The organism is Kitasatospora sp. NPDC002543 (assembly GCF_053594915.1).
Window position 1 is genome coordinate 1 of record NZ_JBSFWR010000082.1, and the last position, 26,203, is coordinate 26,203.

Annotated in this window: 15 protein-coding genes and 1 pseudogene; 1 reads left to right on the forward strand and 15 read right to left on the reverse strand. The window is 74.5% G+C overall.

All coding sequences use genetic code 11. The annotated features are described in order from the left end of the window. Window positions 1-94, reverse strand: a pseudogene (locus tag ACWD4P_RS28160) (GNAT family N-acetyltransferase); the annotation flags it as partial. 358 nt (window positions 95-452) lie between these two features. Here ACWD4P_RS28160 and ACWD4P_RS28165 point away from each other — a divergent pair. Then, a complete protein-coding gene (locus ACWD4P_RS28165) occupies window positions 453-2,423 on the forward strand; it encodes an eCIS core domain-containing protein (protein WP_449781543.1) in 1,971 nt (656 codons plus the stop codon). A 113-nt stretch (window positions 2,424-2,536) separates the two neighbouring features. Here ACWD4P_RS28165 and ACWD4P_RS28170 read toward each other — a convergent pair whose 3' ends face one another. From ACWD4P_RS28170 to ACWD4P_RS28235, 14 genes are all read right to left on the reverse strand, one after another. Beyond that, the gene (locus tag ACWD4P_RS28170; protein ID WP_449781544.1) at window positions 2,537-4,003 is read right to left on the reverse strand and encodes a DUF6519 domain-containing protein; all 1,467 of its coding nucleotides are present in this window, start codon (window positions 4,001-4,003) and stop codon (window positions 2,537-2,539) included. 56 nt (window positions 4,004-4,059) lie between these two features. After that, window positions 4,060-6,294: a hypothetical protein gene (locus ACWD4P_RS28175; RefSeq protein ID WP_449781545.1), complete on the reverse strand. Its 2,235-nt coding sequence runs from the start codon at window positions 6,292-6,294 to the stop codon at window positions 4,060-4,062. Then, window positions 6,291-10,034 (reverse strand): putative baseplate assembly protein, encoded by a 3,744-nt coding sequence (locus ACWD4P_RS28180; RefSeq protein ID WP_449781546.1) that lies wholly within the window; start codon window positions 10,032-10,034, stop codon window positions 6,291-6,293. The genes ACWD4P_RS28175 and ACWD4P_RS28180 overlap by 4 nt, the downstream gene beginning before the upstream one ends. Continuing rightward, a complete protein-coding gene (locus tag ACWD4P_RS28185) occupies window positions 10,031-13,297 on the reverse strand; it encodes a putative baseplate assembly protein (RefSeq protein WP_449781547.1) in 3,267 nt (1,088 codons plus the stop codon). Before ACWD4P_RS28185 ends, ACWD4P_RS28180 begins: the two co-directional genes overlap by 4 nt. Further along, window positions 13,294-13,701 carry a GPW/gp25 family protein gene (locus tag ACWD4P_RS28190; RefSeq protein ID WP_359819118.1) on the reverse strand — a complete coding sequence of 136 codons (408 nt, stop codon included), beginning with the start codon at window positions 13,699-13,701 and terminating at the stop codon, window positions 13,294-13,296. Before ACWD4P_RS28190 ends, ACWD4P_RS28185 begins: the two co-directional genes overlap by 4 nt. 64 nt (window positions 13,702-13,765) lie before the next feature. Next, on the reverse strand, window positions 13,766-14,098 hold the full coding sequence (locus ACWD4P_RS28195) for a hypothetical protein (protein ID WP_359819120.1): 333 nt from the start codon (window positions 14,096-14,098) through the stop codon (window positions 13,766-13,768). 14 nt (window positions 14,099-14,112) lie between these two features. Beyond that, window positions 14,113-14,622, reverse strand: coding sequence for a phage baseplate assembly protein V (locus tag ACWD4P_RS28200; protein ID WP_359819123.1), 510 nt, complete (start codon window positions 14,620-14,622; stop codon window positions 14,113-14,115). Between the two features lie 38 nt (window positions 14,623-14,660). Continuing rightward, window positions 14,661-15,818 carry a hypothetical protein gene (locus ACWD4P_RS28205; RefSeq protein ID WP_449781548.1) on the reverse strand — a complete coding sequence of 386 codons (1,158 nt, stop codon included), beginning with the start codon at window positions 15,816-15,818 and terminating at the stop codon, window positions 14,661-14,663. Next, complete coding sequence (locus tag ACWD4P_RS28210) at window positions 15,811-16,164, reverse strand: hypothetical protein (RefSeq protein ID WP_449781549.1); 354 nt, start codon at window positions 16,162-16,164, stop codon at window positions 15,811-15,813. Before ACWD4P_RS28210 ends, ACWD4P_RS28205 begins: the two co-directional genes overlap by 8 nt. Continuing rightward, entirely contained in the window at window positions 16,161-16,808 is a 648-nt protein-coding gene (locus tag ACWD4P_RS28215) for a CIS tube protein (RefSeq protein WP_449781550.1), read from the reverse strand. The genes ACWD4P_RS28210 and ACWD4P_RS28215 overlap by 4 nt, the downstream gene beginning before the upstream one ends. Further along, the gene (locus ACWD4P_RS28220) at window positions 16,805-17,593 is read right to left on the reverse strand and encodes a hypothetical protein (RefSeq protein ID WP_449781551.1); all 789 of its coding nucleotides are present in this window, start codon (window positions 17,591-17,593) and stop codon (window positions 16,805-16,807) included. Before ACWD4P_RS28220 ends, ACWD4P_RS28215 begins: the two co-directional genes overlap by 4 nt. 14 nt (window positions 17,594-17,607) lie before the next feature. Beyond that, on the reverse strand, window positions 17,608-23,721 hold the full coding sequence (locus ACWD4P_RS28225; protein ID WP_449781552.1) for an eCIS core domain-containing protein: 6,114 nt from the start codon (window positions 23,719-23,721) through the stop codon (window positions 17,608-17,610). After that, window positions 23,718-24,161: a hypothetical protein gene (locus tag ACWD4P_RS28230; protein ID WP_449781553.1), complete on the reverse strand. Its 444-nt coding sequence runs from the start codon at window positions 24,159-24,161 to the stop codon at window positions 23,718-23,720. The genes ACWD4P_RS28225 and ACWD4P_RS28230 overlap by 4 nt, the downstream gene beginning before the upstream one ends. Next, complete coding sequence (locus ACWD4P_RS28235) at window positions 24,152-26,194, reverse strand: ATP-binding protein (protein ID WP_449781554.1); 2,043 nt, start codon at window positions 26,192-26,194, stop codon at window positions 24,152-24,154. The genes ACWD4P_RS28230 and ACWD4P_RS28235 overlap by 10 nt, the downstream gene beginning before the upstream one ends. Between the last annotated feature and the right edge of the window lie 9 nt (window positions 26,195-26,203).

The following is a 26,203-nucleotide window of genomic DNA, read 5'->3' on the forward strand; positions in this document are numbered from 1 at the left end:
CCCGGCTGACCATCAGCTGAACGGCGTCCGGCGAGACCGGGCTGGTCGGGAAGGACTGCGAGCGGGGGACGTAGGCGGGCGGCGCGTACAGCACGCAAGCTCGACCTCCCCAACCGCGCGGCCGCCGCGGCCCGGGCCGCCGCCTGGGGGATCCGGCCCGCCCGCTGACGCTCCGTCGGCCGGACGCGCGATCATCCGACACGAGGCGGTGACCATGCCGCCCGCCATGGCTCCGTCCATCGACCACGTCGCTCAATCGGACCCGGCCCCGCCGGGGACGGAAGACGGCGAGGCCGGTGCCGGGCACCCGTCCGCCGTTCGGCGGGAGCCCGACCGGGGTGGCCGGGACGTCCCGTCGCCCTGCCCCCGGCTCTGCCCGTCCACCCCTGGTGCCGCCGGACCCCACCCCGTACAGAGGAGGGACCGACACGGCGAACCGGAGACGAGGACCCTTGCACGACCACCAGCGGAATCGGGACACCGAACCACCCACCCGTCGCACCCCGGCCCCCTCACCTCTGCCGTCGTCGGCGCCGGGAGCCGTCCGGAACGGCCTCCTGGGCCTCCAGGCCACGGCCGGCAACGCGGCCGTCGTCCGGCTGCTCCGCCGCGCCGCCGAGGACCGGCCGTCGCCGGACGGCCCGCCCGCCGTCCAGCGCTCCACCGTTCACCAGGTGCTCCGCGCGCCCGGCCGGCCGCTGGACGACCGGACCCGCGGCGACATGGAAGCCCGGCTGGGCGCGGACTTCTCCGACGTGCGCCTGCACACCGGTGCCGCGGCGAAGGACTCCGCGGCCGAGGTGGGTGCCCGCGCGTACACCTCCGGCAGCCACATCGTCATCGGCGAGGGAGGCGCGGACCGGCACACCCTCGCACACGAGCTCACCCACGTGATCCAGCAGCGGCGCGGACCGGTCGCCGGGACGGACCGCGGTGACGGCCTGTCGATCAGCGACCCGTCCGACCGCTTCGAGCGGGAGGCGGAGGCCAACGCCCACCGCGCCCTGTCCCGCCCGGGCCCGCGCTCCGCCCCACCGGGACAGGAGCCCGTCGCGGCCGGCCGGACGCACCACCCGGCCGTGCAGCGCTTCATGGCCCCCGAGCCCAGTGGCCCCGCGGCCGAGTGGGAGCAGGCCGCCCGGGCCTACCTGATGGAGAACTGGAACGGCATAGCGACCCGCTACACACGCGTGGTGCTGGGATCCGGGGACGAAGAGACCGTGGAGCAGGCGGACCTGCTGACCGCCATCAAGAAGGTGTCGCCGGGCATCGCCAAGACCCTGGCGCAGGTGAAGGGCAACGCCGCGGTCGAGGCGGGAAAGCTCAGCGCGGCACTCCGCGGCCTGAACATCATGGAGGAGGAGACCGCGCTGGCGACGACCTCCGCCAAGCAGGACATGTCCACGCCGGTGAAGGAGGTCCTGGTCGGCACCGAGTTCACCTTCAGCGACGACGTGCTCAACGGCCAGAAGGGCATCGGCAAGAACCCGCCCTACGCGCTCCGGGTGGACATCGGCGGACTGACCGGGGTGGAGGACGCCAGTGCCCAGCGCACCCTCACCTACGCGAGGACGAAAGCGACGGCGTGGTCCGCCGCGGTGAGAGCGGCCGGCGCGCCGGGGGACTTCACGCTGGCCGTGACGGAGGTGACGGTGAAGGGGCATCCCGGAACCCGGTTCACCTACACCAACGGCACCGACGAGTGGTGGTGGGAGATCACCCTGGACGACGGCTGCCTGGAGACCCGCACCTCCCCGCTCTCCATCGAAGGGCTGGGCGCCAACCACATCAGGACCATCATCCGCACCCACATCTTCGACGCGGCGGCCTCCGTGGGGCTCACCGTGGACCAGACCAAGTACGGCGGTGGCGGGCACCTCTCCCTGGACGGCAAGACGGCGTTCGGCGGAAGCGTCGAGCTGTTCGTCGAGTCGATGCGGAAGTGGGAGACGGACTGGGAGGAGTGGAAGAGGACGTTCGGCGCCGCCCCGCGCGAGTCCGACACGGAGAACGCCCCCTGGACCGGCGACCTCCCCGACAACCCGCTGCCGGCGCTGCTGACGCTGCTCGACGAGATCCGCACCCGGGCACGGGCCGGAGAAACCGACCTGGCGAAGGCGATCCGCGACCTCCAGGCGCACCTGCGGGAGCTTCCCCTGCACGCCGACGCCAGCCGGCGACTGCGCGACAAGGTGCAGGAGCACCCCGGGGACCGACTGCACTACCAGGCCGTGAACCTCGAACACATGGGGGAGGACACTCCGGCGGACCAGCGCCGGGTCGAGTTCCGCGACATCCAGGCGCAGCGGGACTACGCCCAGCTCCTGACGGACCTGAGCTACCTCGGCCGCCTCCTGCAAGGAGTGCGGATGGAGGTCCAGATCGAGCAGGGGAACCGCCTGGCGGACCGCCACGCCCCCTGACCGGCAACCATGCCGGCGCGATGATCACCACCGGCCTCCGGCCGGCGCCTCTCCCCCCGTGGTTCCGCGTTCCCGGTCACGATCGGGAACGCGGAACCGCGTTCCGCGCCGGGTCAGGCTTCGGCCGGGGTGGGGGCGGTGAGGGGGGAGAAGGTCTGGCGGAGGTCGACGACGGTGGTCGGGCCCTTGACCCAGGCGAGCGGGGCGTGGTGCACCCGCACGCCGGCCGGGGGTCGGAGGAGTGCTTCGCCGGCCGTGTTCCGCGGCCACTCCACCGAGCCGGTGGCGGTGCGGGCCGGGACGAGCCAGTAGTCGCCCCGGGTGTAGGTGCCGCACGGGCGGAAGTACACCTGGACGCCGTCCTCCAGGTCCAGCCAGGTGCCCTCCTGGATCCTGAGGGCGCCGCCGTCCAGGGGCAGGGCGTCCCGGCCGCGGGGTGCCCGGTGGTCCCAGCGGCGCAGGAAGGGGTGGCGCTCCGCGGACCGGCCGACCTCGGGCGCCGGTTCGGCGGACAGCCGCACCCGGCGGCCCGGCAGGTCGATCTCCTCGACCTGGAGCAGGTCCGCGGCCTCGCCCCGGCTGACGTAGGCGCTGTCCGCGACCTCGACCCAGTCGCCGACGGAGAGGCCGAGCTTGTCGTCGTCGCCCAGCGAGGAGAGGTCGACCCAGACGCCCTCGATCGCGGCGACCGGCAGGACGACCGAGCCGTTCTCCCGGGACCACGTGAAGGTGGCGCCGCCCTCGGCGGATCGGCTCTCGGCCGACCCGCCCTCGGCCGAGCCGCCGCGGTGGACCTCGACCCGGTACAGCTGGTTCTCCGGGCCCCGGTAGGCGGCCTCGGGGTGGGTCAGGCACGGGTCCTCGCCCGCCCGTTCCGGACGCCGGGCGCGCGCGGCCAGCCGGGAGGCGGGCTGTTCCCGCGGCTCGGCCCACGCGTCGAAGGCCTCCCGCACCCGGGACACCCCGCCGTCCGGCACGTTCAGCTCCGCGGCGGGCAGGGCGAGCACCTGCCAGACGACCTTGGCCCTGGCCGCCGTGTCGGGCATCGCCGCGCCGAGCGCGACCTCGCGCAGTTCCGGGTCCTCGACGGCGGTGACGCTGCGCTCCCAGACCTTCAGGTAGACCAGGTACGGGAATTCGGCGGGCAGCCGGTCCTCGGGGCGGTCCTGGTCCCGGTAGGCGTCGGGCTGGTCCCAGTACGTCCAGACGGCGGGTTCCTGCCGGGCGGCGGCACTCCCGTCGTCGCCGCCGTCGCCGTCCCCGCCGTCGTCGGGCACGGCGGTGCCGGGCTCGGGCCGGTAGGCCTCGCACAGGATGCCGTCGACGTAGTACCGGCCGCCGCCGATCGTGAGGTCGTCCACCTCGTGGTTGCCGGGCACGTGGTCGATCGCGAATCCGGCCGCGCCGGCCGGTCCGCCGCGCCGGCCGATCAGGTCGGCGGCGAGCGTGCGCAGGTGGTAGCGCTCGATCGCGGCCTGCTCGTTGGCGTCGGCGTCGAGCTGGACCCGGCCCTGCTGGGTCAGCACGGCGGAGTAGTGCTTGCCGGGCCGGAAGGTCAGGCGCGAGAAGTCTGCGTGCACGGGGTCCCTCTCACAGTCAACGGTCGTCAGTCGGTGGGGAGTTGCTCAGGGGTCGGTCAGGTGGCGAAGAAGATCCCGGCGTCGGTGCCGGCCGGGGTGTACTCGGCCAGCCGTGCCCGCAGGTTGTCCTCGCGCTGGGGCTGGAACAGGTCGTGGAAGGCGCCGAGTTCGGAGCGGTCCTCGGCGCCGCGGGTGATCTCCGGCGCGCAGTCGGCGGCCGGCCGGCCGTACGCGGGCGTGCCGTACCGGAGGGAGGCGAACAGCGGGCGGACCCGCGCGGTCTCCACCTCGCGCAGCCGGGCGGCCTGCGCGGGGTCCAGTTCGCCGCGCTCGACCAGCTCGGTGACCGCCGAGCGCACCAGGTCGGGCTGGCACTCGTAGCGGCGCGGGGTGCGCGAGCCCGGGGGGACGTAGCAGAACCGCAGGCAGCCGAGCGAGCGGTGGGCCACCCGCATCCGCCCGGTGAAGACGCTGTCCTCGGCGAGCGGCACCGCGTGGGTGTGCACCTCGCCGACCACCGTGGAGCGGTGCGCGTGCAGCAGCGCGTGGGCGTGCTCGCAGTCGGGGCCGGCGAGGGCCGGCCGCCCGTGCCCGGTGGCGTCCAGGACGCTGTCGGCGAGGTGGACCTCCAGTGGGTCGTCGTCCACCTCGTCGCCGACGACCTGGATCGCGCCCAGGATGCTGCGCTCGATCCGGACGCAGGCCGTGGTGTGGTCCAGCACCAGGCTGGGCTCGTGCGGCGCGTGCGGTTCGCAGTGCGGTTCCAGCGACCAGCCCGGCACCAGGGTGCAGTGCCGCAGGGTGACGGAGGCCAGCGGCCCGGTGACGTTGACCCCGCGTCCGGTGATCAGCAGGCCGTCGAGGACCAGCCGCCCGCCCGGGCACACGCCCCGGACGTTGAGCGCGTCCGGCCGGTTGCTGTACCAGTCGAGCAGCCGGATCACCGGCCGGGCGCCCTCGGCGGCGCGCAGTTCGAGGCGGTCGTCGGCGCCCAGGTCGAAGTCCAGCTGCTCCTGGTAGGCGCCGCTGTGGGTGATCTCGATGACGGCGGAGTCGCCGGCGCTGCCGTCCTGCTGGTCGGCGCGCCACTGCTCGTAGGCGTCGTTGATCCGCTCGTACGGCCCGCCGGGGCCGACCGGGTAGACCGTCCGGTGGCGGGCCGCCGGGCGGTCGCGCGGGTACTCCCCGCCGCCGGTGTCGTCGCTGAACGCGTAGTGGTAGTCGACCTGGACGCCGCGGCGCGGGGCGGAGCGGGAGCCGAAGGCGATCCGGCCGAGCAGCGGGTCGACGGCGACCTGGCCGCGCCTGGGCCGGTACGTCCAGTCGGTCAGGTCGGCCACCGTGATCTCCGCGGGCGGGATCGGCTCCTGGGCGCCGTCGCGCCAGATGGCGAAGCTCCTGCCGGGCCCGTAGAGGTCGGGCAGGTGCTCGGCGAGCTGCCGGCGCCGGATCGGGGCCGGCACGTTGTCGGGCTCCGCGATGTGGGCCGCCGACGGCTCCGGCTCGGGCCGGGTGACCAACTGGGTGTCGTTGCCGAGGACGGAGAAGGTGAACAGGTTCCTGGCCCGGTCGATGCAGTAGGCCGGCGCGCGGGTGACGGAGTAGGGCTTCAGCCGCCAGACGTACAGGGCGACCCCGGCCGGGGTGTACCCGCCCGGGCGGCGGGTGGAGGCGGCCCGGCGGACGTCGACGGTGTGCGCCTGTTCGTCGAACGGCCCGCTGAGCAGGTCGAGTTCGGCGCCGCGCCGGACGTCGACCAGTCGGCCCCGGCCCAGCCGCCGGCGGTCGGCCGGCTCCTCGTCGGGGCGCAGCAGCCGCACCGGCTGGGTGGCGCCGAGCAGCCGGGAGAGTTCCACGGCCCGGGCCGGCCAGTCGGCGACGGAGGCGGAGAGCTCCTCCAGCAGGGCGAGCGTGCCCTTGCGCCGGCGGTGGGCGACGGTGTTCGCGACGTCCTGCCGCGGCGCCAGCCGGGCGGCGAGGCGGTCGCGGGCCGCGGCCCGGTCCGGGGAGGCGCCGCCGTGCAGGCCGGTGGCGAGCACCTCCTCGTAGCCGGGCAGGATCCGGTAGCCGACCAGGTCGCCGAGGTAGGCGACGGCCCAGTCGGCGGCGGTCTCCACGAACCAGTCCCGGTAGCCCTGGTCGATGCCGCCGCGGACGACGTCGACCTGTTCGGCGATGACGGCCAGCAGCGCGCGCAGCGGCTCGCCCTCGTCGGCGTCCCGCAGCCGGTGCCACCGCGGCAGCAGTTCCAGCAGCCCGTCCGGGTCCCGGCCGTCCCACTGCTCGGTCATGCGCGGATCTCCTTGAGGATCAACGTGTCGGGCAGGTTCGGTGACAGTACGGCGAGTCGGGCCGGGCGGATGCCGCGGAAGACCGTCAGCACCCGGCCGGGGGGCAGCGGGCGGGTGTCGGTGACGTCCGGGTTGAGGCGCAGCAGCTCCGCGACCGGAATGCCGTGCCGGGCGGCGACGTCGGTGAGCGTCTCCCCGGTGGACTCCCGTACCCGGTAGCGCTGTTCGTCGAAGTGGGCGAGGTGGGCGGGGACGGTCCGTTGTGGCGTGGCGAGCCGGTCGGCCAGCTGCTCCAGGCCCTCCGGGGTGATCCCGGCGGGTACGCCGGTGAAGGCGTCGACCTCGACCCGGTCGACGCCGGGGACGGCCTGGGCGACGGCCAGCACCTCGGACAGGTGGGCGCTCTGGCCGAGCCGGCGTCCGGCGAAGCCGAGCCGTTCGAGCAGGGCGCGGCGCAGCGCCGGTTCGACCACGTCCCAGGAGTGGTCCGGGTCGACCCGGACGCGCACCGCGACGATCAGCAGGACGAGTTCGCGCACCGCGACCTCGACGGGCAGCCGCGGGTCGCCGTAGGCGGCGAGCGAGGCCTGCAGGGCGCGGAGCAGGTCGGAGTCGGCGGCGAGCGGGATGTCGTCGATCCCGGCCACCGTGACGTGGACGAGCTCGCGCCGGCCGTCCGAGAGCCGGGTGGCGGAGGCACGCCCGATGCCGGCCCGGGAGCGGGTGAAGTCCTCGTAGTCGGGCACCGAGACCAGCCGGTCCAGGGCGGTGACGGCGAGCGGGACGGTGTGCCGGGCGAGGTCGGGGCCGTCCGGGCCGGCGCCGCCGGTGGCGGGCAGCGGGTTGACGACGGCGGAGACGCCGAGCGGGCGGGTGGTGAGCTGGGTGATCCGGCCGGCGCCGACGTTGCCCGCCTCGCCGATGCCGATCCGGTAGCGGGCGCGGACGTTCTCCCGCCCGGTGGGCAGGCGCGAACCGTGCACGCCGTCGCCGAAGGTGACGGTGGTGCGTCCGTCGGCGGCGGTCGCGGTGGCGTAGACCCGTTCGTCGGCGCCGCGCCCGGCGAGGCTGTCGACCTCGTGCCAGAGCACCCCGTCGACCCGGATCTCCAGGGTGCTCCGGGCGCCCCCGGGGGTGTCGGCGGCCAGCCAGGTGAGCGGCGACTGCCAGAGGGTGAAGCGCTGACCCGGGACGCCGGCGTCGCCGCTGCCGATGGCCTCGTCGCGGGTGGCGCCCTGGGTGGCGCGGACCACGTTGCCGAGGACCTGGACGGTGTCGCGGCGGTAGCGGTGGGCGAGGCGGGCGCTGAGCGTGATCGTGGTGCGGACGGTGTCCCCGGGCAGCCGCGGGTCGACGCCCTGCTCGACGCCGGCGATCATGGCGAGTTCGGTGCCCCGCACTCCGGTGCTGCCCGGGATGTCGGTCCGTTCGCCGCCGACCACGATCCACCGGCCGGGGGTCAACCCGTCGTAGAGCCGGGCGAGTTCGATCCGGTCGCCGTGGACGTCCTCGGTGACGGGCTCGTCGGCGAGGCGCAGCGACTCGCCGCGGGCGTACACGGTGGCGTCCCGGATGTCCGAGAGCTGGGTGTCCTTGTCGTCCAACCAGGGCTGCTGCAGGGACAGTTCGGTGACCTTGCCGGTGATGCCGAAGTCGGCGCGGGAGATCACCCGCACGTCGGTCACCCGGGTGATGACCTCGGCGAGGTCGCGGCTGCCGGGGATGCCGCCGTCGATGCCCTTGCGCGGGCGCTGGATCACCACCCAACTGCCGGGCGCGATCTGGTCGTACACGGCGTCGAGGGTGAGGACGGTGCCGGAGACGGGCTGCAGCTTGGTGGTGAACACCACCTCGACCGCGGGCGCCGTCTGGTCGGTGCCGGCGTAGCGGTGCAGCCGGACGTTCAGCTCGCCGGACTCGCCGGTCTGCTCCTGGCCCGGGTCGAGCAGGTGGTCGAGTGCGGGGCCGGGCCCGCCGTCGATCCGCACGTGGACGCGGCCGTCGGCCCGCGGGCGGGAGATGAAGACGGTGCGTTCGGGCAGCTTGGCCAGGAACCGGGCGCTGATGCCGGGTTCCGGGGCGGGGGCGGGCACGGCGGCGTGCGGGTCCGGCTGCGGAGGGTCGACGGTGGTCAGCGCGACCTGGCCGGGCCCGAACGGGAAGGTGTGGTCCCACGGCAGCGAGAAGCCGCTGTGCACCAGGCTGCCGGCCTCGACGTAGGTGAAGTCGGCGGTCTTCGGGACGGTGCCGGCGGTGTCGAAGGCGACCCGGACGCCGACCAGGGTGCTGCCGGAGAGCGGCCAGTCCACGTAGCGGTCGATCCGGCCGTCGTCGCCGAAGACGGGCTTGAGCGGTGCGGTGGCGCCGAACGGGGTGGCGACCACCCGCATCGCCTGGATCTCGTGCACGGCGAGCGGCGCCGTGAGGTCGACCTGCCGCCACGCGGGGTAGAGGCCCTCGCGCAGCCGGGGGTCGAGCGCGGACAGCAGTTGCGCGCCGAGGTCCGAGCCGGGCGCGAAGAGGCGCCGCGGGTCGCGGGCGAGGTCCCGGGCGCTGAGCGGGGGCCGGGTGGGGGCGGTGCGCAGCGCCGCCAGCAGCGGGCCGAGTCCGCGCAGCGCCGGGTCGGCGGCGCCGGGGGCGGGCTTCTCGGGGGCCTGCGCGGGCTCCAGCTGGTGGGCGCGGTCGCGCAGGCCGGCCAGTTCGTCGCCGAGGCGGCCGAACCAGGCGGCGACCGGCTGCTGGGCGCGGGCCAGTTCGGCGGCCTCGGCGGTCCGGACGATCACCGGGGCGAGCCGATCGGCGAAGTCGGCCGGAGTGCCCAGCGGGCCGTCCGGACGGTCGAGATCGGCGCGCAGCGGGGCCAGCACCTGGTCGTCGAAGTCCCGCAGGATCCGGCTGTGCCCGGGCCGGGGGTCGGGGGCGTCCTCGGAGACGGTGATCCAGGCCGCGAGTTCGGCGCGCAGGTCCTTGAGGGTGCGCAGGTCCCGGGGCAGTCCGATCACCGTGACGTCGTTCTCGCGGTCGAGCCGTACTTCGGGGACGAGCCGCAGCACCCGGTGGACCGGATCGGCGGCCTTGTCGGCGCTGAAGACGAACAGTAGCCGGTCGCCGGCCCTGATGTTGTTGGCGGTGCCGGCGGCGAACAGCTCGGCCCGTCCGCCGGGGTTCAGCAGGCCGGGCGTCAGCTGGTACGGGCGGCGGCGCAGTACGGCCAGTTCGTTCCAGGCCGCGCGGGCGGCGAGGTCCTCGGCGGTCTCGAAGGACTGCGGGTCCTCGCCGGGGCCGGGGACGCTCTGGCTGCGGGCACCGCGCGGGACGACCACGGTCGGGTCCTCGGCGGCGCGCGGGTCGTGGTCGAGGGTGTAGGCGAGGTAGGTGTCGGCGGCGACGCCGGGCCGGGGCCGGTGCCCGACCAGCCGGCCGAGCAGGGCGAGCGAGCCGTCCTCGGTGGCGGTGCGCAGGTAGCCCTCGTTGGCGATCCGCTCCGAGTAGAAGGTGAGCACGTCGGCGAGCACGGCCCAGGCGTCCAGCAGGGCGATCGCCGGGTCGTCCGGGGTTCGGACCGTCAGGTCGCGCAGCGCCGGGTGGGCGGGGCCGGACAGCCGCGCGAGCAGGCTGTCGAGGAAGTCCCCGTAGCGGCCGACGCGGTAGTCGAGGGCGTCCAGTCCGGGCGGGTTGAACAGCGCGGCCGGGGTCGCGGTGGCGGTGCCGGAGCAGCCGCAGGTGCACTGGCCGGTCATCGGCCGCCTCCGATCACGATCGAGAGCCGGCCGTGCTCCGGCCGGTCGGGGTCGTTGTCGCACTCGGCGATCTCCAGCGCGCCGAGCCGCAGCAGCCCGTCGGCCGGTTCGCCGTCGTCCCGGCCGAACTGCCGGCGCAGCCGGGTGACCTGCGCGTCGACCACGCCCGGCACGGCGGCGGCCGCCGCCACCAGACGGGAGGCGCGCACCGGGTCGCCGAAGTCCAGCGCGTCCGGGTGGAAGAAGCCGGGGCGGCCGTCCGGCCGGGTGCGGTTGCCCAGGACCCGCCGCAACTCGGCGAGGACGTGGCCGCGTTGGTGGCCGGCGGCGACGCAGACCCGCAGTTCGACGTCGAGCGGCACCAGCAGGGCGGGGCGGACGACCAGGTCGTGGCCGATCCGCCGGTACGCCTCCAGGCCGTCGCCGACCGCCTCCAGCAGGGCGGTGTCCGCGGTGGCCTGCCCGCGGGGTTCGACGGCGACGTGGACCTCCTGGACGCTGCCGGTCCAGCGGAGTTCGGCGGCGGCCCGCCGGACGCCGGGCAGCGCGGCGGCCAGCTCCGCGTAGTCGGCGGCGGTGACGGCGCGCAGCCGGGTGCGGCTCAGCGCGAGCGGGGCCGCCTGCCGGACCTCGTCGAGCGGTTCGGGCTCGGTGCCGCCGGTCGCGGGCATCGGGTTGCGGACCCGGAGCACCGCGTCCTGCGGCCGGGCGGCGGTGTCGGGGCGGGTGGTGTCGGTGCGGGTGGTGTCGGTGCGGGCGGTGCCGGGGCGCTCGGGGCAGGGCGGCTGCTCCCGGCAGACCACCAGGTGGTTGACGGCCTCCGCGCCCACGTTCCCGGCCGTGCCGTTGCCGATCCGGTACGAGACCCGCAGCTCCGTGCCGGGCCGCGGCGGCAGACCGTGGCGGCCGTCGCCGAAGCGCAGGGCGAGGCGGCCGTCGTCCTCCGGCTCGCCCACGAAGTTCCGGTCCCGCGGTCCGGCGGAGAGCAGGTCCCGGCGGGGTGTCCACTCCCGGTCCTCGGAGGTGGCCCGGACGCCGGGCAGCGCGGTGCGCGGGTCCTGGACGGTGATCCCGCTCGCCGGGCCGGCCAGGGCGGGGGTGTCGGGGGCGAGCCCGGCGGCGTACCGGGGGCCCCAGCTCTGGGCCACCTCCCAGACCGCGGGCGGCCCGAGCGGCACGCCGGAGCGGGCGCGCGCGATCAGCACGTCGAGGCGGCGCAGCTTGGCGGCGAGCAGCCGGGCGCGGCGGGCCAGCAGCTCGCGCAGCCCGGCGGCGGGCCGCTCGGCGAGGTTCAGCCCCTGGACCGTCCGGGCGCCGAACAGCACGGTCAGTTCGGCGAGTTCGGCGCGGGAGAGGTCGTCGCCGCGGCTCGCCCGGCGCCACAGCTCCTCCAGCCGCTGCCGGACGCGCTCGGGGACACCGGCGAGCAGGGCGGCCTGGCCGGCGCTGACGTGGGCGCGGTCCGGGTAGGGCACGGCCCGGGTGACCGGCGCCTGGTCCAGCACCGGGCGGAAGGGCCGCGGCAGGACGGGGTAGCGGGTCTGGTCGAGCAGCGTCTCCAGCGCCGCGGCCTGGGCGTCGGCGGTGGGCGGCTCGACGACCGCTCCCGAGCCGTCCCCGCCCTCGGCGCCGGAGCCGGGCGCGAGCCGGATGCTCAGCCCGGCCCGCAGCACCGCCGCCTCGCCGACCAGCGCGTACAGCTCGCGGACCTCCTCCGGGCCGAGCCTGCGGCCGGAGCGGGCCCGGTCGAGCAGCCCGTGGATCGCCTCGGCGGCGGGGCTGCCCTCCGCCCGGTCCGCGCAGCCGGAGCCGCCCGGCCCGCAGGGCGCCACCACGACCGGCTCCGGCGGCACCGGGAAGGTCTCGGGTGCCGCGCCGCAGAAGGTGAGGGTGCGGCCGTGGTCGACCAGGGCGACGTTGCCCCGGGCGACACTGACGTCGTCGATCGGCCCGCAGTCGCTCCCGCCGTGCGTGGAGAGGCAGACCGGGAAGGTGAGCGCGTCCTCGGGCGCCCAGGCGACCTCGACCACGGGCTGCCCGTACAGCTCGTCGACGAGACGGGTGACCTCGGTGAGGCGGACGGCCTGGCGGTGCGCGGGGTCGGCGTCGGCGGCGGCGCCGGTGCGCGGGCCGAGCACCTCCTCGATGACCAGCAGGTCGCCGGGGCGCAGCGCCAGGTGCCGGGTGCGGGCCTCCGGGCGGTCGGACGGGTGCCAGTCGTCGCGCAGGGTGGCGCCGGTCGCGCCGCGGGGCAGGACGCAGTCCTGGTCGCCCCAGGTCCAGAACCGGATGGTGTTGTGCGCGGGGCGCAGCTCCAGGTCCGTCCCGCCGAGCGGCTCGAACACCTCGACGGCGGCGGTGCGGCCGAGCGCGTCCAGCTCCTCGTCCGGGATCACCGTGGACAGGTCGGGGCGGTCCTGCGGGGCGAGCCGGCCGGTGTCGACGGCGGCGAAGCGGAAGGTGCCGCGCCGGAGGGTGAGCGGGCGGTCCGTCGACAGCGCGACGAACGCCCGGGCGTTGCAGCCCTCGTGCACGGTGTAGTCGATCAGCCGGGCGTGCCGGCGCACCGACACCCGGCGGCGGGCGGTGTCCAGGTAGGCCTCGGTGGCCACCGCGTCCTGCTGGTAGGAGAGTTGGTCGGCGGTGTAGGCGAGCAGCTCGACCAGGGCGATGCCGAGGTCGGGCAGGTGCCGCTCGGTCCAGCCGGGAGCGGTCAGGCTCATCCGGTCCAGCACGAGCCGCCGCAGGCTCTCGTAGTCGCGGGCGGTGTAGTCGATCACCGGGGCCGGACGGCGCGCGGACGGGCAGTCCTCCTCGGTGCGGCAGTCGTAGGGGGAGGGGCAGTCGGCGCCGAAGGAGAAGCCGGTGCTCGCGTACCTCGGGTCGAAGCCGGGGTACGGGCGGGTGCCCGGGCGGCCGTAGGCGTCCGCCTCGACGACGCTCAGCCGGTAGCGGGAGGTGTCGCCGGCCCGGTCGAGGGTGACCAGCATCCGGTCGTCCAGCTCCGGGTCGTCGGCGCGCTCGATGTCGACCGCGAGGGCGCGCAGGCCGGTGATCCGGCGGCCCCCGTCGACGCGGATGTTCTCCGGGCCCAGCTCGGCCGGCGCCCGGCCGAGGAACGTCACGTCCAGCGTGCGCCCGTCGTCGTCCGGTTCGGCGCCGTCCAGGCCCAGCAGGTGCGCCGCGCGCACGTCGGCGCGGCGCGGCTCCGTGCCGCACCGGGCCCCCGCGGACCGCCCGGTCGCCTCGGATCGGCCGGTCATGCCGCCACCCCGCCCTCGAACACGTCCTGCCGCGGCGAACCGGTGCGGCGCACCACGTACGCCAGCTCGACCCGCACCACGTTGTCCTCGCTCTCCACGTCGAGCGAGGCGACCTCGATCACGTCGCCGAGCCACCGCTGCAGCGCCGCCTGGACGGACAGCTGCAGGGTGGCCGCCAGCTCCGGGCTGTTCGGGGCGAAGACCAGGTCGAGCAGCCCGCAGCCGAAGTCCGGGTGCATGACCCGCTCGCCGGGGCTGGTGAACAGCAACTGCTCGATCAGGTCGCGCACGTGGTCGTCGTACCCGACCTCGGCGGTGCGCCCCCGGCTGTCGATCCGGAAGGGGAACGCGAGGTCCGTGCGCGCCGGTCCGGCGCCGGTCGCGGGGTACCCGGGGGCGGTCATGCGCCCACCTCGCCGCGCCCGGCAGGGGCGTTCGCCCGTGCGCGCCCTTCGACGGTCCGCCCGCTCATGCGCCCACCGCCCGCTGCTGGACGACGGTCACGACCGGCGCCCCCTGCGGCACCTGCTCGGCGCTCTGGCAGAGCCCGACGGCGGACTGCGGCAGCGCGGGGGAGCCGTTCACCCGGATCCGGGCGGACGGCACCACCCAGCGGATCGTGACGCAGGGCTGCGGCTTGCCGGCCACGGTGAACGGGCAGCCGGTCACGGTGTACGGGTCGGCGGTGGCGGTGACGGCCTGGCCGGCGACCAGCGCCCGGGCCTGGGCGGGCCGGGCGGTCGCCTGGCCGCCGTGCGGGCAGGTCACCGTCGCATTGACGTGCAGCAGATTTCCGGGCACGAGTCTCTCCCCCGTCAGGTCACGCTCAGGGCGTCCTGGTTGATGGAAACGGTGGCGCCGACGAGCGAGATCGAGGCGCCCTGGCCGTTGCTGATCCGGATGCCCGAGTCGTTGATCACGATCGAGGCCCCGCTCGGGGTGCGGAGGGTGATCCCGGTCGTCGGGTCGTCGGACAGGACGATCACCCGCCGCCCCGAGGTCTCCAGCACCGTGTTCGGCACGCCCGGCGGGCCGGTCGTCGCCTCCACCGGCACCTCCGAGGCGGAGCCGTACCAGCAGCCCGTCCAGATCGGGTAGCTCTGGTCGCCCTGCTCGAACTCCACCCACACGCCCGCCCCGACCGGCGGAACGGCGTAGTGCCCCATGCCCGGACCGGCCACCGGGAAGCACGGCATCGCCCAGGTCGACGCGACATCGCCCAGCACGTCGGGCACCTGGGCCTGGATGCGGCCGATCCCGAGCGGGTCGACGTTGTTCACCACCGTCCCCCGGAACTTGCCGAGGTAGCGGGTCGGTTCGGCCATGCTGGCAACTCCTGCCGGTCGGTCGGAGGTCGGGGCGGCTACGGGACGACGGCCGGTTGGAGGGCGATCAGGCCCTCGCGGGTCAGCGTGAAGTTCTGGGTGTACGAGCCGCGCCCGAGGTTGTGGGTCACGCTCTTGACGAAGTACAGGCCGTCGTAGGTGATCCCCGCCCCGCGGACGCCGACCAGCTCGCGCGGCCGCAGCACGCGCCCGTACCGCACGACGTCCAGTTGGCCGGAGCCCGTGACGGCGTCCGAGGAGGCCATCGCCTTCGCGAGGGTCTCGGCGACGGCCTGCGAGGAGTCCTTCTTCGCGGTGTCGGCGATGACCTTCTTCTTCAGCGCCGGCGCGGGCCGCAGCGCCAGCGGCGGGCGCAGGATGCTGACCTCCGGCACCGGCAGGACCGCGGACACCTTCGTCGCCGGGAGCTGGATGCGCGCCTCCGGCTCCTCCCGGGCGGTCCCGTCGAAGGCGAACGTCAGCTGGTCGACGTTGGACAGCGCGTCCATGTTCACGTTCAGCGCGTGCTGCGGGACGCCCAGCCGGTTCTCCGGCCCCCAGTAGGCGCGGCTCATCCCCGGGACGGGGCCGGGGTCGAGGTAGAACACGTACCCGTTGGCCTTCGCCAGCTCGTTGACGTACCCGAGGTCCGTGCCCTTCTGGAAGTCGATCCGCCGGGTGGGCATCGGCGTCTGCGGCACCAGCTCGGGGATCACCAGCGGGACGATGCCGTACTGCCCGTACTTCGCGATGATCGCGGCGACCCGGGCCGCCGGGGACATCGCGGGGAACGGCACGCCCGCCTGCTCCTCCAGGTCCATCAGCACCGTCAGGTCCTCGCCGGTCACGGTGAGCGTGGACTGCCCGGGCTGGTTGCTGATACCGACCTCCTGGCGGATGATCACCCCGTCCATCAGCACGGTCGGCGTACCGGTCACGGTCGCCGTCAGCACCACCCTGATCTTCGGGTCGAAGAAGCCGCCCGGCAGCAGCGCGGTGTTGATCAGCCCCTGCTTGGACAGGTCGAAGGCCAGCTGGAACCCGCTGCGCTGCCCGGACGCCACCGTGACCTGCGCCGACAGCAGCGCGTCCGTCACCGGCTGCGGCACCGGCACCGGCAACTGCGGGCCCATCAGCAGGCTCAAGTGGATCGACCCGACCGGCCCGGCCCCCGTCACCGCCGCGAGATCAGGCATTCCCCACCCCCGGCACCGCACCGGGCAGCGCCACCACCAGCCGCCGGCCCGGCGTCGCCGTCAACTCCCGCGGATCGAGCACCGGGTTGGCATCGGCGATCCGCCACCACTGGTCGGCGCTGCCCAGGTAGCGGTAGGCCAGCAGATCCGGGCGGTCACCGGCGCCGACCGTGTGCTCGGCGAGCGGAGTCAGACCGTCCGCGCTCGGCAGCAACCGCCGCCTCAGGTAGGGCACCTGGCGTCCGTCCGCTTCCGTGTGCAACGCGACCGGAACGCCGTGGTACCGGCTGGTCAACGGATACGGCGAAGCCGCGGGCAGCGCGTTCAACGCGTTGTCGATGGTCATCGGATTCCCCCTCCCAGGCCGAGCGCCCCCAGCCGACCGCCCGCCGCGGCGCCGACCAGACGCTCCTTCTGCGCCAGATGCGCGAGGTACAGCTCGGCGCCAGGGTGGCCGGTCGGCAGATCGGTCACGGTCAGCACCCGCAGACCGATCGCGACGGCGGCCCTGATCGGATTGAGCTCGGTGTCGAACGCCTCTTCGGTGATGGTCAGTTCCGTCAGCCGCACGGGCAGGATCCGCTTGCTGCCCCAGGTGAACAGGGTCAGCGGCGCCTCGATCGGTGTGATCTCCAGCGTGCCCGACGCGGCCAGCCCCTGATTGGCCCTCAGCCGGTCGCTCGCCGGCTGCACCAGCAACTCCAGCGTGGCCAGCTGCGGATGGATCCCGTTCGGCGCCGGCACCTCCAACTGGTCCGTCGCGTCCAGCTCCGCCGTGAACTTCCACGTCTCCACGGCCGGCCCCTTCAGCCGCAACGCCTCCGTCCGGTCCCCACTCCCGTCCGCCCCCGCCGCCTGCGGCGCCAACGACCGCTCCAGACTCTCCGGATTGAACTGCAGCACCACCACCCGCTGCGCCGTCCCCCGCTGCGCGTCCACGACCACCAGCCCGGCCCGCACGGGCTTGGGCACGTCCGCGTATCGAGTCACCTGTCCCCCTGCCCCGGTTCCGGAACCTCGGCGCGCAGAAGGTCCCGCACTGTCGGAGCCGGGAACGGGGCGTCTTCCGGCCAGGTCGCGACGACCCGCTCGACCAGGGCACGGTGCGTGGGCAGGTGTCGTGTGGCCAGGATGAGTGCCGCGTGCGCCTGGAGCCGGAAGTCGGCAAGCTCGATGGCCCGGGCCGCGACGCGAGCGGCTTCCGTCGAGTGCGCATTGGCGAAGGCCATGAGCGCTCGCAAACGCTCCGCCGGCGAGTTGGAGGTGTCGAAGAGGACATCGGCGAGCGCGTCGACCAAGTCCTGATCAAGAGTGGCGGACTCCTCCAGGACCGTACCGGCGACGAGGGCCGCGGCCTCCATGGAGTTGGCGGTGGTGGCCTGTCGTAGGGCGGAGGCGACAAGGCCCGAGTCCTCGGGACAGGCCAGGTTCAGCATGGCGAGGAGAGCGCTGGCATGATCTGCGCCGTCGTACTCCGCGCCGGTCCTGCTGGCCGGAGCAGGGGGCGAACCAAGGATTTTCCGGGCGCGATCCAGAACTTCCGAGGAGTCCTCGGCGAACGGGTTCTCCATGCCGTATCGACCGGTCGAGTCGGCGTGGTGGAAGTGATCGAGTGCGATTCCGACGGCGACGGTGTCTCCGCTTCTGAGGAGCGTTCGGAAGGAGTCTCGGTCGCTCCGGCGGTCGCCCGTTCCGGATGCCAGTTTGATGCGCGCCCCGTTGAGCTCAGAATCGTTGAGCTCGCATCCCCACCAGTGATAGCTGTCAAATGGCATTGCCATTTTCTCCTTTACTTCGGCTCAAAGTACTGGACGAGTGCTTTCGGCGGGATCCGGTCCTTGATCAATACTTCCTGGGTCCGGACGACATCCTGGAGGGCCTGTTTCGTCGAGTCGGTCCCGGGATGGCTTAGACCCCATTCATCCTGACCCTTTTTCGTGGTCAGGTCGTAGATGTCCTTGCTGGGGACGTAGAAGAGGTCGATCCTCACCCATCCGTACTCGCCGCCGAGGGGTTCCCCCTGCGGGTTGGTGATGGTTGGCTTCGCGTTCTTCGTCGTAGAGATGAAGGGTGTGTTCTTCTTTCCGACCACATGTGCGGGAATATCGGTCGGTGCTTTGGGGTCCCTGGCCGTCAGGCCTACTTCCCCCTTCTTGCTGTTGGCGTTCTTGGCCTCGGGCAGATCCTTCTTCGCTATGTTCCGTGTCACGAATCGAGGGACGTGCTGGCCGGCTGAATCCAGTACGAACTCCGCTCCGCGGTCGTCCTGGAACAGTTTTTGTCCGCCCTCTTTCCTGATCTCCCGATAGGTCTTCCCCCTGCGAAACTGTCCGATGGAGATCGTCGGAATCTTGTGTTCGGACCCCCGATCATAGAGGAGTATGGCGGATTCCGGGTCCTGGCCGTAGGGGGCCCTGTCCTCCAGCCAACGCATCCTGCTCGGGAGGCCGTCGTCCCGGGTCTTGGCCGGCTTCTGCCCTTTTCCGCTCCTTGCGCCCTTGGCCCCCTTGCCCGATTTGCTTCCCTTTGCGGCCTGGCTGAGCTTCGCGACGACCTCGGCGCAGATGGCCTTCACCTCGGCGAGGCGCTGTGCCTTTCGACCGCCGAACGCTTCCTGGATCGCTCGCCGCAACTCATTCGTGGCGTTGTCCTCCGACCCGAGGGCGAACATCTCGAAGTGTGCTTCCGTGACGGTCAGCTCGGGATTCAGCGCCGCTATGAGCTGGAATTCCTCGGCCCCGACCGGTGCGAGGCTCGTCAGACGGTTCCAGGCGCGCATGGCGCGGAGCACAGCGTTGAACACCGTCTCCAGGAGTCCTCGTCTCAGCAGGCGCTGGATCCGCGGCTTGATCCTGGCCACGATCAGGTCCAGACGTTGCTTCTTCGCCTCCGGGGAGTTCTCCCGCTTGTGGCGTTCGGCGCGTTGCTGCTGTCGCTTCCGGTGCCAGTCGCGCAGGCGGTCGCGTTGTTTGCGGTAGGTGTCGCGGATGCGGTGGGCGCCGTTGGTGAGGGCGCGGCCGAGTTTGCTGTTGCGGAGTTTGCGGCCGAGGGTGTGGGCGGCGACGCGGACGCGGTTGAGGACCGCTTTGACGGTCTGGCGGGAGCGGTTGAGGGCGCGGCCGACGGTCGAGGTGGGGCGGCGGAGCGGGGTGGCCTTGGGGTGGGTGACCTCGCGGCGCGGGCGTCCGGTGGTGGTCTGCGGGCGGTGCTCGGCGCTGCGGACGGTGTGCCGGGCGGGGCCGGTGCGCGCGGGGCGGCCGCGGGTGGGGGAGGGGCGTCGGCGCAGGGCCCGGGTGGCCCGGCGCAGGCCGTCCCGGGCCTTGTTGACGGCCCGTCCGGCTGCCTTGCGGGTGCCCCGGCCGGCTTTGGCGAGGCCTTTGAGGATCTTCTGGGCGATGCCCTTGAGCTTGGTGCCGACGGCTTTGCCGGCCGCTTTGAGCTTGCTGAGCAGGAAGTTGGAGATGAAGTCGAGCAGTGCGACCACGCCTGCCGCGACGGCTTCGGCGAAGAGGCACGCGGCCGGCCCGGCTTTGACGGCCTTGAGGAAGGTGACGAATTTCCCGATCGCCGCGATGATCTTGCTGATGGTGTTCCAGGCGGCCATGAGGCCCTGGATGATCGTCATGATGGCGCCGGCCGCCGGCACGATCATCGAGACCAGCTTCTCGACGACGATCGAGACGATCATTCCGGGCAGTGCGGCCACGATCGCCTGCCAGGCCATCCGCCCGATCTGGGCCATCGAGATGCAGCCCTTGACCAGGACGTTGACGATGGTGGAGGTCAGGCCGACGACCGACTCGACCTTCTCGTCGAACCAGGTCCGCACCGCGCTCTTGACGGCGCCCCACAGGTGGTGCTGGATGCCGTCGACCGCGGCGGTGCCGAGCTTCTTCAGCCACCCGCCCGGGTCGGGGGCGATGTCGCCGATCAGGGCCGCGAATTCGCCGAAGACCGCGATCGCCTTCTGCACGAAGTCGATGGCGTCCATGACGGCCTTGCGGACGGCTTCGATGGCGGCCTTGAGCCCTGCCTCCAGCGCGTCCAGCAGCGCGTTCAGCCCGGCGGCCAGGGCGTCGAGGAGTCTGTTGACGGCGTTCTTGAGCTTGTCGGCCCACTCGTTGACCTTGGCGACGGCCTTGTCGCGCCACTCCTCGATCTTCCTGCGGAACCTGTCCCGCAGTTCGGGGAAGGCCGCCAGCAGGACGTCGCAGATCTTGATCAGCGCGTCCGCGAGCTTGTTGATCAGGTCGACGGCGAACTTCCGGGCCTGGTCGATCGCCCAGTTCGCGAACTTCCGGAAGCCGTCGATGATGTCGTTGATCAGGCCGCGGAAGAAGTCGAAGACCTTGGTGACGGCCTCGACCAGCGCGTCGAAGGCCGCTTTGACCTTGGACTTGACCCAGCCCCACCAGCCTTCGGACTCCTCCTTCTTGCGGTCCTTCTCCTTCTGGGCCTTCTCCTCGGCCTCCTTCCGCTTGTCCTGGATCTTCTGGTTGTCCTGCCGCTGCCGCTCCTGGACGTCCCGGTCCGTTCCGGTGCGCTTCCTGTCGATCTCGCCGGTCTTGTCCTTGTGTTCGGCGTCGGCGTCCTGGTCCGCGCCGGTGACCTTCTGGTCCTGTTCGGTGCGCCACTGCTCGCGTTCGGCCGTGACCTTGTCCGCCGCGTCGCCCCGTTCCCCGGCCTGGGCCCGGGCGTTGTCGGCGACCGCCTGGTCGATCTCGGCCTGGTTCTGCCGGCGGGCGTCGGCCTCGCCCTGCTTCTGCTTCGCCTGTTCGGTGCCCAGCCGGCCCTGGCCCTCGCCGACGGCGGCCTGGATCTGCGGTCCGCGCTCCTGCTGGGTGACGATGCCGATGCCCGGCTCGGCGTCGACGGCGCGTCCGGGGCCTGCGCCTGCCGGCCGGCCGCCGCCCCCGGGGACGGAGGCGGTGAGGGTCTCCTGCGGCACGTCCGGGTAGATCCGGTCCTCGCCCATCGGCTTGGCGGCGTCGTCCCGGCCGACGCCGAGGATCCTGGTGGAGCTGTCCTTGAGCTTCGCCGTCTGCCGGTCGGTGCGCGCCGGGTCGCTCTCGCCGGTCAGTTCGACGGCGGGTGCCCGGCCGACGGTGGTGTTGAGCGCAGGGTCGGTGGAGGGTACGCCGTCGACGGCGACCTGGGCCTGCTGCACCTCCTGCGCCGAGACCTGGTTGCCCGCGTCGTCGGCGACGTGCGGATCGGCGACCCGGTCGCCGGGGTTGCGGCCCTCGACCTTCTTCCGGTCGGCCTGCTGCTGCCCGCCGTCCGCGCCCTCCGGGCCGACCCGTTCCAGCCGCTCCGTCACCGCCTCGGCGGGCGGCGCGGCCTCCGGCGGGCCGGAGCTGGTCCGCGGGGCCCCGGACGGGCGCCGGACGGCCGGTGGGGCGCCCTGGAGCCGGGCGTGCTGCTCGCCGACCGTACGGTCCACCGAGCCGTCCACGCCGTCCAGGGTGGCGGCCATCTGATCGGGCGGCAGGCTCGCGGCGGTGGCGAGGGCGGCCTGCGGGTCCTGGCCGGAGACGTCGGGCGGGGCGGGTTTCTCCTGCTGCCGCGCGGGGGCCGCGCCCGCGGGCCCGCCCGCGCAGCCGCCGCCGGCCGTGTCCGGCTCCGCCTCGGTGGTGGGTTGCGGGGGGCCCGCGCAGGCGCCGCCGCCGGCCTCCAGGGAGGCGTCCGCGGCGGGCCGGTCGGCGAGCCCGGCCGGTGTGTCGGCCTGCTCGTCGGCCGGACCGGGCCCGGCGGTGGACGGTGCGACGCCGGGCGTGCCGGCCGGGCCGTCGGTGGTGCCGTCCGGGGCCTCGCCGCCGACCGGTCCGGCCGTGGCGGGGGTGGCGGCGCCGGCGTGCTCCGGGAGGTCCGGTTCGTTCGGCTCGGGTGCGGCCGCGGGTCCGGGCTGCCGGACGTCCCCGGCCGGGGCCTCCTCGGGTGCCCGCGGCTCCGGGGCGGCGGCCTCGACGGGTTCGGCGGCCGGTTCCCGGCCCTGGGCCGGATCGGGGCCGACCTCCTGCTCGACCGGCCGGTCCGGCTGGAGGTCGCGGCTGCCGCGGTCCTCGGTGTCCTCGGCCTCCGGGGAGGCCGGCGGTGCGGCGGCCTCGGCCCGGTCCGGGGCGGGCCGGACGGGCTCGGGCGCCGCCTCCTCGTCGTTCTCCGGCCGGTTCTCCCGTTCCTCCTGGACCTTCTCGGCCTTGGTCGCGGGCGGTTCGGGGAACGCGGGTGCCTCGGCGGCCGCGGCGCCCGCCGTCGGCGGGGCCTGGTCGAGGGTCGGGACGGCGGACACGTCGAGGTCCGTGGCGGGCAGGAAGTCCGTGGGCCCGAGCTCCTGGTCGGCGGCGGTGGCCGGCGGCCGCTCCTGGTCGGTGGCGGGGGCGTCGCGGACCTCGGCGTCCGCGTCGGGCTCCAGGCCCAACGGCCTTTCCTCGTCCCGGCTTTCGTCCTGCGCGTGGTCGTCCTCCGCGAGTCCGTGCCGGGTGAGCGGGCTGTCCGGGGCCTGCGCGACGGCGTCCAGGCGCTCGGGCCGCACCGGCGCGGGCTGCGGCGCCGCGGCGGCGGGCTCCTGCGGTCGGGTGCCGGCCGAGGGCTGGACGGCGGCCTCCGGCTGCCCGGGCTGTCCGGTCTCGGGCGTGCCGGTGACGGCGGCGGCCTCCTCCGTCGCCGCGGGCGCGGTGGCGCCGGCTTCGGTGGGTGCCGCGGCTGCCTCCGGGGCGGCGGCCTCGGGCGCGGCCCTTTCGGCCCCGGGCTGCCCGGCCGGCTGCTGGGCCTGCGGGGCCTGCTGTTCGTCCCGCTGCCCGGTGCGGTCCCCGTCGCCGTCCTTTCCGTCCTCGGCGTCCTTTCCGCCCTTGCCGTCCTTGGCGTCCTTGGTGTCCTTGTCGTTCTCGCCGTGCGCGGTGTCCTCGGTGTCCTCGGTGTCCTGCCGGTCCGTGGTGCTGTCGGTGTCCCCGCCGTTCTCGCCATCCCGGCCCCCGCGGTGCTTGCGCCGCCGCTTCGGGCCGTCCGGCCGCTCGGCCTCCTCGTCCGCCCGCCGGTCCTGCTCATCGGTCGGGGAGCCGTGCTGCGGCCCGTCGTCGCGCTCGCGTTCGTCGCCGGTCCGCTCGGCCGCGCCGGTGACGGGTTCGGGCGTCAGTGCGCCGTCCGCGTCGGCCGGGCGGTGTTCGGCGTCCTCGACCAGTTCCAGCACCCGGGTGTGGTCCGAGGAGGGCATCCGGTCTGCCAGCCGGTCGAGTACGGAGGCCTGCAACTCCGGCGCGAAGCGTGCTAGTTGGAGACGGACTCGGCCGGAGGAGTCGGTCGGGTCGCCGCGCAGCGAGCGCAGGATGCCGGCCGCCAGCCGCTCGACCAGGGTGGCCGGGTCGAGCCGTTCGGTGCGGAACCGGTCGGCGTCGACGGTCGCGTAGCGCAGCCAGCCCGGGGTGGCGCTCGGCGTCACCGCCGCCGGACCGCCGTCGCGCGCGCCGCGCTCGGCCTCCCGTTCGACCGGGTCCTGCGGCAGGCTGACCGCGCCCAGGTCACGGCCGGCCCGCAGGGCTCCGAGCGGGTTCGGGGCCTGGACGGTGTGCAGCAGCTCGTGGGCGAGCAGCCGTCGGCCGTCCTCGGCGGCCGGGCGGTACTTGCCCTCGCCGAAGAAGAGGTCCGGGCCGACGGCGACGGCGTCCGCGCCGATCAGCTCGGTCAGCGTGGCGGAGTCCCGGTCGGTGTGCACCCGGACCCGGCTGAGGTCGTGTCCGAGCCGCGCCTCCAGCTCCCGGCGCACGCCCGGGTCGAGCGGCTGGCCGGCGCCGGAGACGATCTCCTTCGGTTCGGGCGTCCGGGCCTTCGGCACCCGCGTCCTGCGGCGGGCGGCGTCCTGCCTGGCGTCGGGGGCGGAGTCCTTCGCGCCGGCGGCGAGTCGCGTCATGTCCACCTCCGCTCCGGTGGCCGGCCGGCGCGCGCTCGCGGCCGGCCACCGCCGGACAGCCCGGCGTGCACGGCGCGGGCGAGCGCCTCGCCGAGCCGCCGGGGCGAGGCGTCGGCGGGCAGCGGCGGCAGCCCGGCGAGCAGGTCGAGCGCGCGGTCCCCGCCGGTGGCGAGGGGGACGCCGCGCGCCTCGACCAGGCGGGTCAGCTCGGCCCGGAACGCGGCCGTCAGCCGGTCGTGGTCGAGGTGCGCGAAGCCGTCGAGGACCAGCTCGCCGATCTCCACCTCTATCCGGCCGGGGCGCCGCGGTCCGGCCCCGCCGCTCCCGGCCCAGCCGGGCGCGCTCCCGCTCCCGGCTCCGCTGCGTCCGGCCCCGCCGCTCCCGGCCCCGCCGGTCCCGTTCCCGCCGGTCCCGTTCCCGGGCCGCTCGGTCAGGTCCATCCGCCCACCTCCGAGGGCGTCAGCGAGCGCTCCAGCTTCAGGTACTCGGTGCGCGCGGCGGCCAGCAGGTGCCGCATCTGCATCGGCCGGTCCTCGTCGGCGGCCAGGAAGGCGGCGGAGAGGGCGATGTTGCGGATGGAGCCGCCGGCCACGGTGAGCTGGGCGAGCCGCTCCGGGTCGAGGCCCTCGCTGGGGGTCTGCTTCGGGATGACCCGCCGCCAGATCTCGGCGCGCTCCGGTATGCCGGGGAACGGGAAGTCGACCACGAACCGGATCCGCCGCATGAACGCCGGGTCCAGCGCCTTCTTCATGTTGGTGGTGAGAACGGCCAGGCCCCGGTAGGCCTCCATCCGCATCAGCAGGTAGCTGACCTCCAGGTTGGCGTAGCGGTCGTGGCTGTCCTTGATCTCGCTGCGTTTGCCGAACAGCGCGTCGGCCTCGTCGAACAGCAGCAGCGCGCCGCCGCGTTCGGCCGCGTCGAAGACCCGTCGGAGGTTCTTCTCGGTCTCCCCGATGTACTTGCTGACGACCTGGGAGAGGTCGATGACGAACAGGTCGACGCCGAGCTGCCCGGCCACGACTTCGGCCGCCAGGGTCTTCCCGGTTCCGGAGCCGCCGGCGAACAGCGCGGTGACGCCGAGGCCGCGGCGCAGCACCGACTCGAAGCCCCACTCCTGGTAGACCGTGCCGCGCCGGCGGACGTGGGCGACGATCTCGCGCAGGGTCGCGCGCTGGCGCTCCTCCAGGACCAGGTCCTCCCAGCCGGCGCGCGGTTCGACCCGGCGCCCCAGCTCGTCCAGGGACATCCGGGCCTCCACGAGTCCGGCGTTCCAGGCCAGCGGGCTGACGGCCCGGCCGTCCTCGGCGGCCCGCCGGGCCGTCGCCGCGGCCGAGCGGATCACGTGCCCGGGCAGCGAGAACTGGGCTGCCAGCGCGCGGAGTTCACCTTCGGTGATGCCCGGCGCGCCGTCCAGGGCCGCGGTCCAGATCGCCAGCTGCTCCTCGGGGCCGAGCGGGGGTACGGTCACCCGGGTGCGGTCCGGGGCCCCGGCCGGCGGGGGTTCGTCGCCGGACACGACCAGGGGCACGGCCAGGCTCGCGAGGAAGGACTCGGTGGCGTTCGGGGCGTGCGGGCGTTCCCGGCCCGGCTCTCCGTTCTCGACCAGCAGGGCGGCGGGGACCAGGATCGCCTCCCGCTGCCACAGCCGGGCGAGTCGCTCGCGTTCGGCGGGGTCGGTGGGCAGGTCCTCGCGGTGCGCGGCGTACAGACCGAGTCCGGCGCGGTGGGCGGCGGCGGCCGCGATCTCCCAGCGGGTCCGGCGGTCGGCGCCGGTGAGTTCGGCGTGCGGTGGGCCGGCCGGATCGGTCTCGGTCCAGCCCCGGGCGAGTTCGGCGGCGCACCGTTCGTGCGGTTCGGGGAGGTCGCCGGGCGGCCCGACCGGGGTGAGCAGGCCGTGCAGGCGCACGTCCAGGTAGGGCACCCCGACCAGGAAGTGCAGCACCCGTTCGTCGGTCCGCAGCCGGGTGGTGGTGAGCGCGGTCTCGTCGTCGAGTTCGACGAGCCGGAAGCGGCGCAGTGGGCCGACCGGGGTGAGCGCGCTCCAGTGCGGCTGGTCCAGGGCGGCGAGGGCGAGCGAGAAGGTCGGGTAGGCGCGTGCCGGGTCGCCGCCCGCCGCGGCGCACCGGGCGGCGGCGGTGGGGTCGACCTCGGGGGCGGCGGCGAGGACGAGGACGTCACGCTCGAACGGGGTGAGCCCGAAGGAGGCGGTGAGCACGTCCAGGGCGGTGGCGGGCGTCCGGCGTGCGCTCCGGCGGGCGGCGGCTGCGGGCGCGGGCGCGGGCTCGGTACCGCTGGACGGTGTGGCCTCGGGACCGGTGGACGGCGTGGCTCCGGCACCGGGGGAGGGCCCGTCGGTGCGGCCGGCCGCGTGCGCGTCGACCCGTGCGAGCACGGTGGCGACCGCGGCCGACAGCGACTGCCGGTGCGGTTCGTCCACCGGGCCGGCGCGGCCCTGCCTTCGGCGCGTGCTCATCTCTCCCCC

Bases quoted from the DNA above. Each gene is read 5' to 3' on its own strand.
- ACWD4P_RS28235 (WP_449781554.1), bottom strand. From the start codon at position 26,194: ATGAGCACGCGCCGAAGGCAGGGCCGCGCCGGCCCGGTGGACGAACCG.
- ACWD4P_RS28205 (WP_449781548.1), bottom strand. From the start codon at position 15,818: ATGCCTGATCTCGCGGCGGTGACGGGGGCCGGGCCGGTCGGGTCGATC.
- ACWD4P_RS28190 (WP_359819118.1), bottom strand. From the start codon at position 13,701: ATGACCGCCCCCGGGTACCCCGCGACCGGCGCCGGACCGGCGCGCACG.
- ACWD4P_RS28185 (WP_449781547.1), bottom strand. From the start codon at position 13,297: ATGACCGGCCGATCCGAGGCGACCGGGCGGTCCGCGGGGGCCCGGTGC.
- ACWD4P_RS28210 (WP_449781549.1), bottom strand. From the start codon at position 16,164: ATGACCATCGACAACGCGTTGAACGCGCTGCCCGCGGCTTCGCCGTAT.
- ACWD4P_RS28230 (WP_449781553.1), bottom strand. From the start codon at position 24,161: ATGGACCTGACCGAGCGGCCCGGGAACGGGACCGGCGGGAACGGGACC.
- ACWD4P_RS28220 (WP_449781551.1), bottom strand. From the start codon at position 17,593: ATGCCATTTGACAGCTATCACTGGTGGGGATGCGAGCTCAACGATTCT.
- ACWD4P_RS28180 (WP_449781546.1), bottom strand. From the start codon at position 10,034: ATGACCGGCCAGTGCACCTGCGGCTGCTCCGGCACCGCCACCGCGACC.
- ACWD4P_RS28175 (WP_449781545.1), bottom strand. From the start codon at position 6,294: ATGACCGAGCAGTGGGACGGCCGGGACCCGGACGGGCTGCTGGAACTG.
- ACWD4P_RS28225 (WP_449781552.1), bottom strand. From the start codon at position 23,721: ATGACGCGACTCGCCGCCGGCGCGAAGGACTCCGCCCCCGACGCCAGG.
- ACWD4P_RS28200 (WP_359819123.1), bottom strand. From the start codon at position 14,622: ATGGCCGAACCGACCCGCTACCTCGGCAAGTTCCGGGGGACGGTGGTG.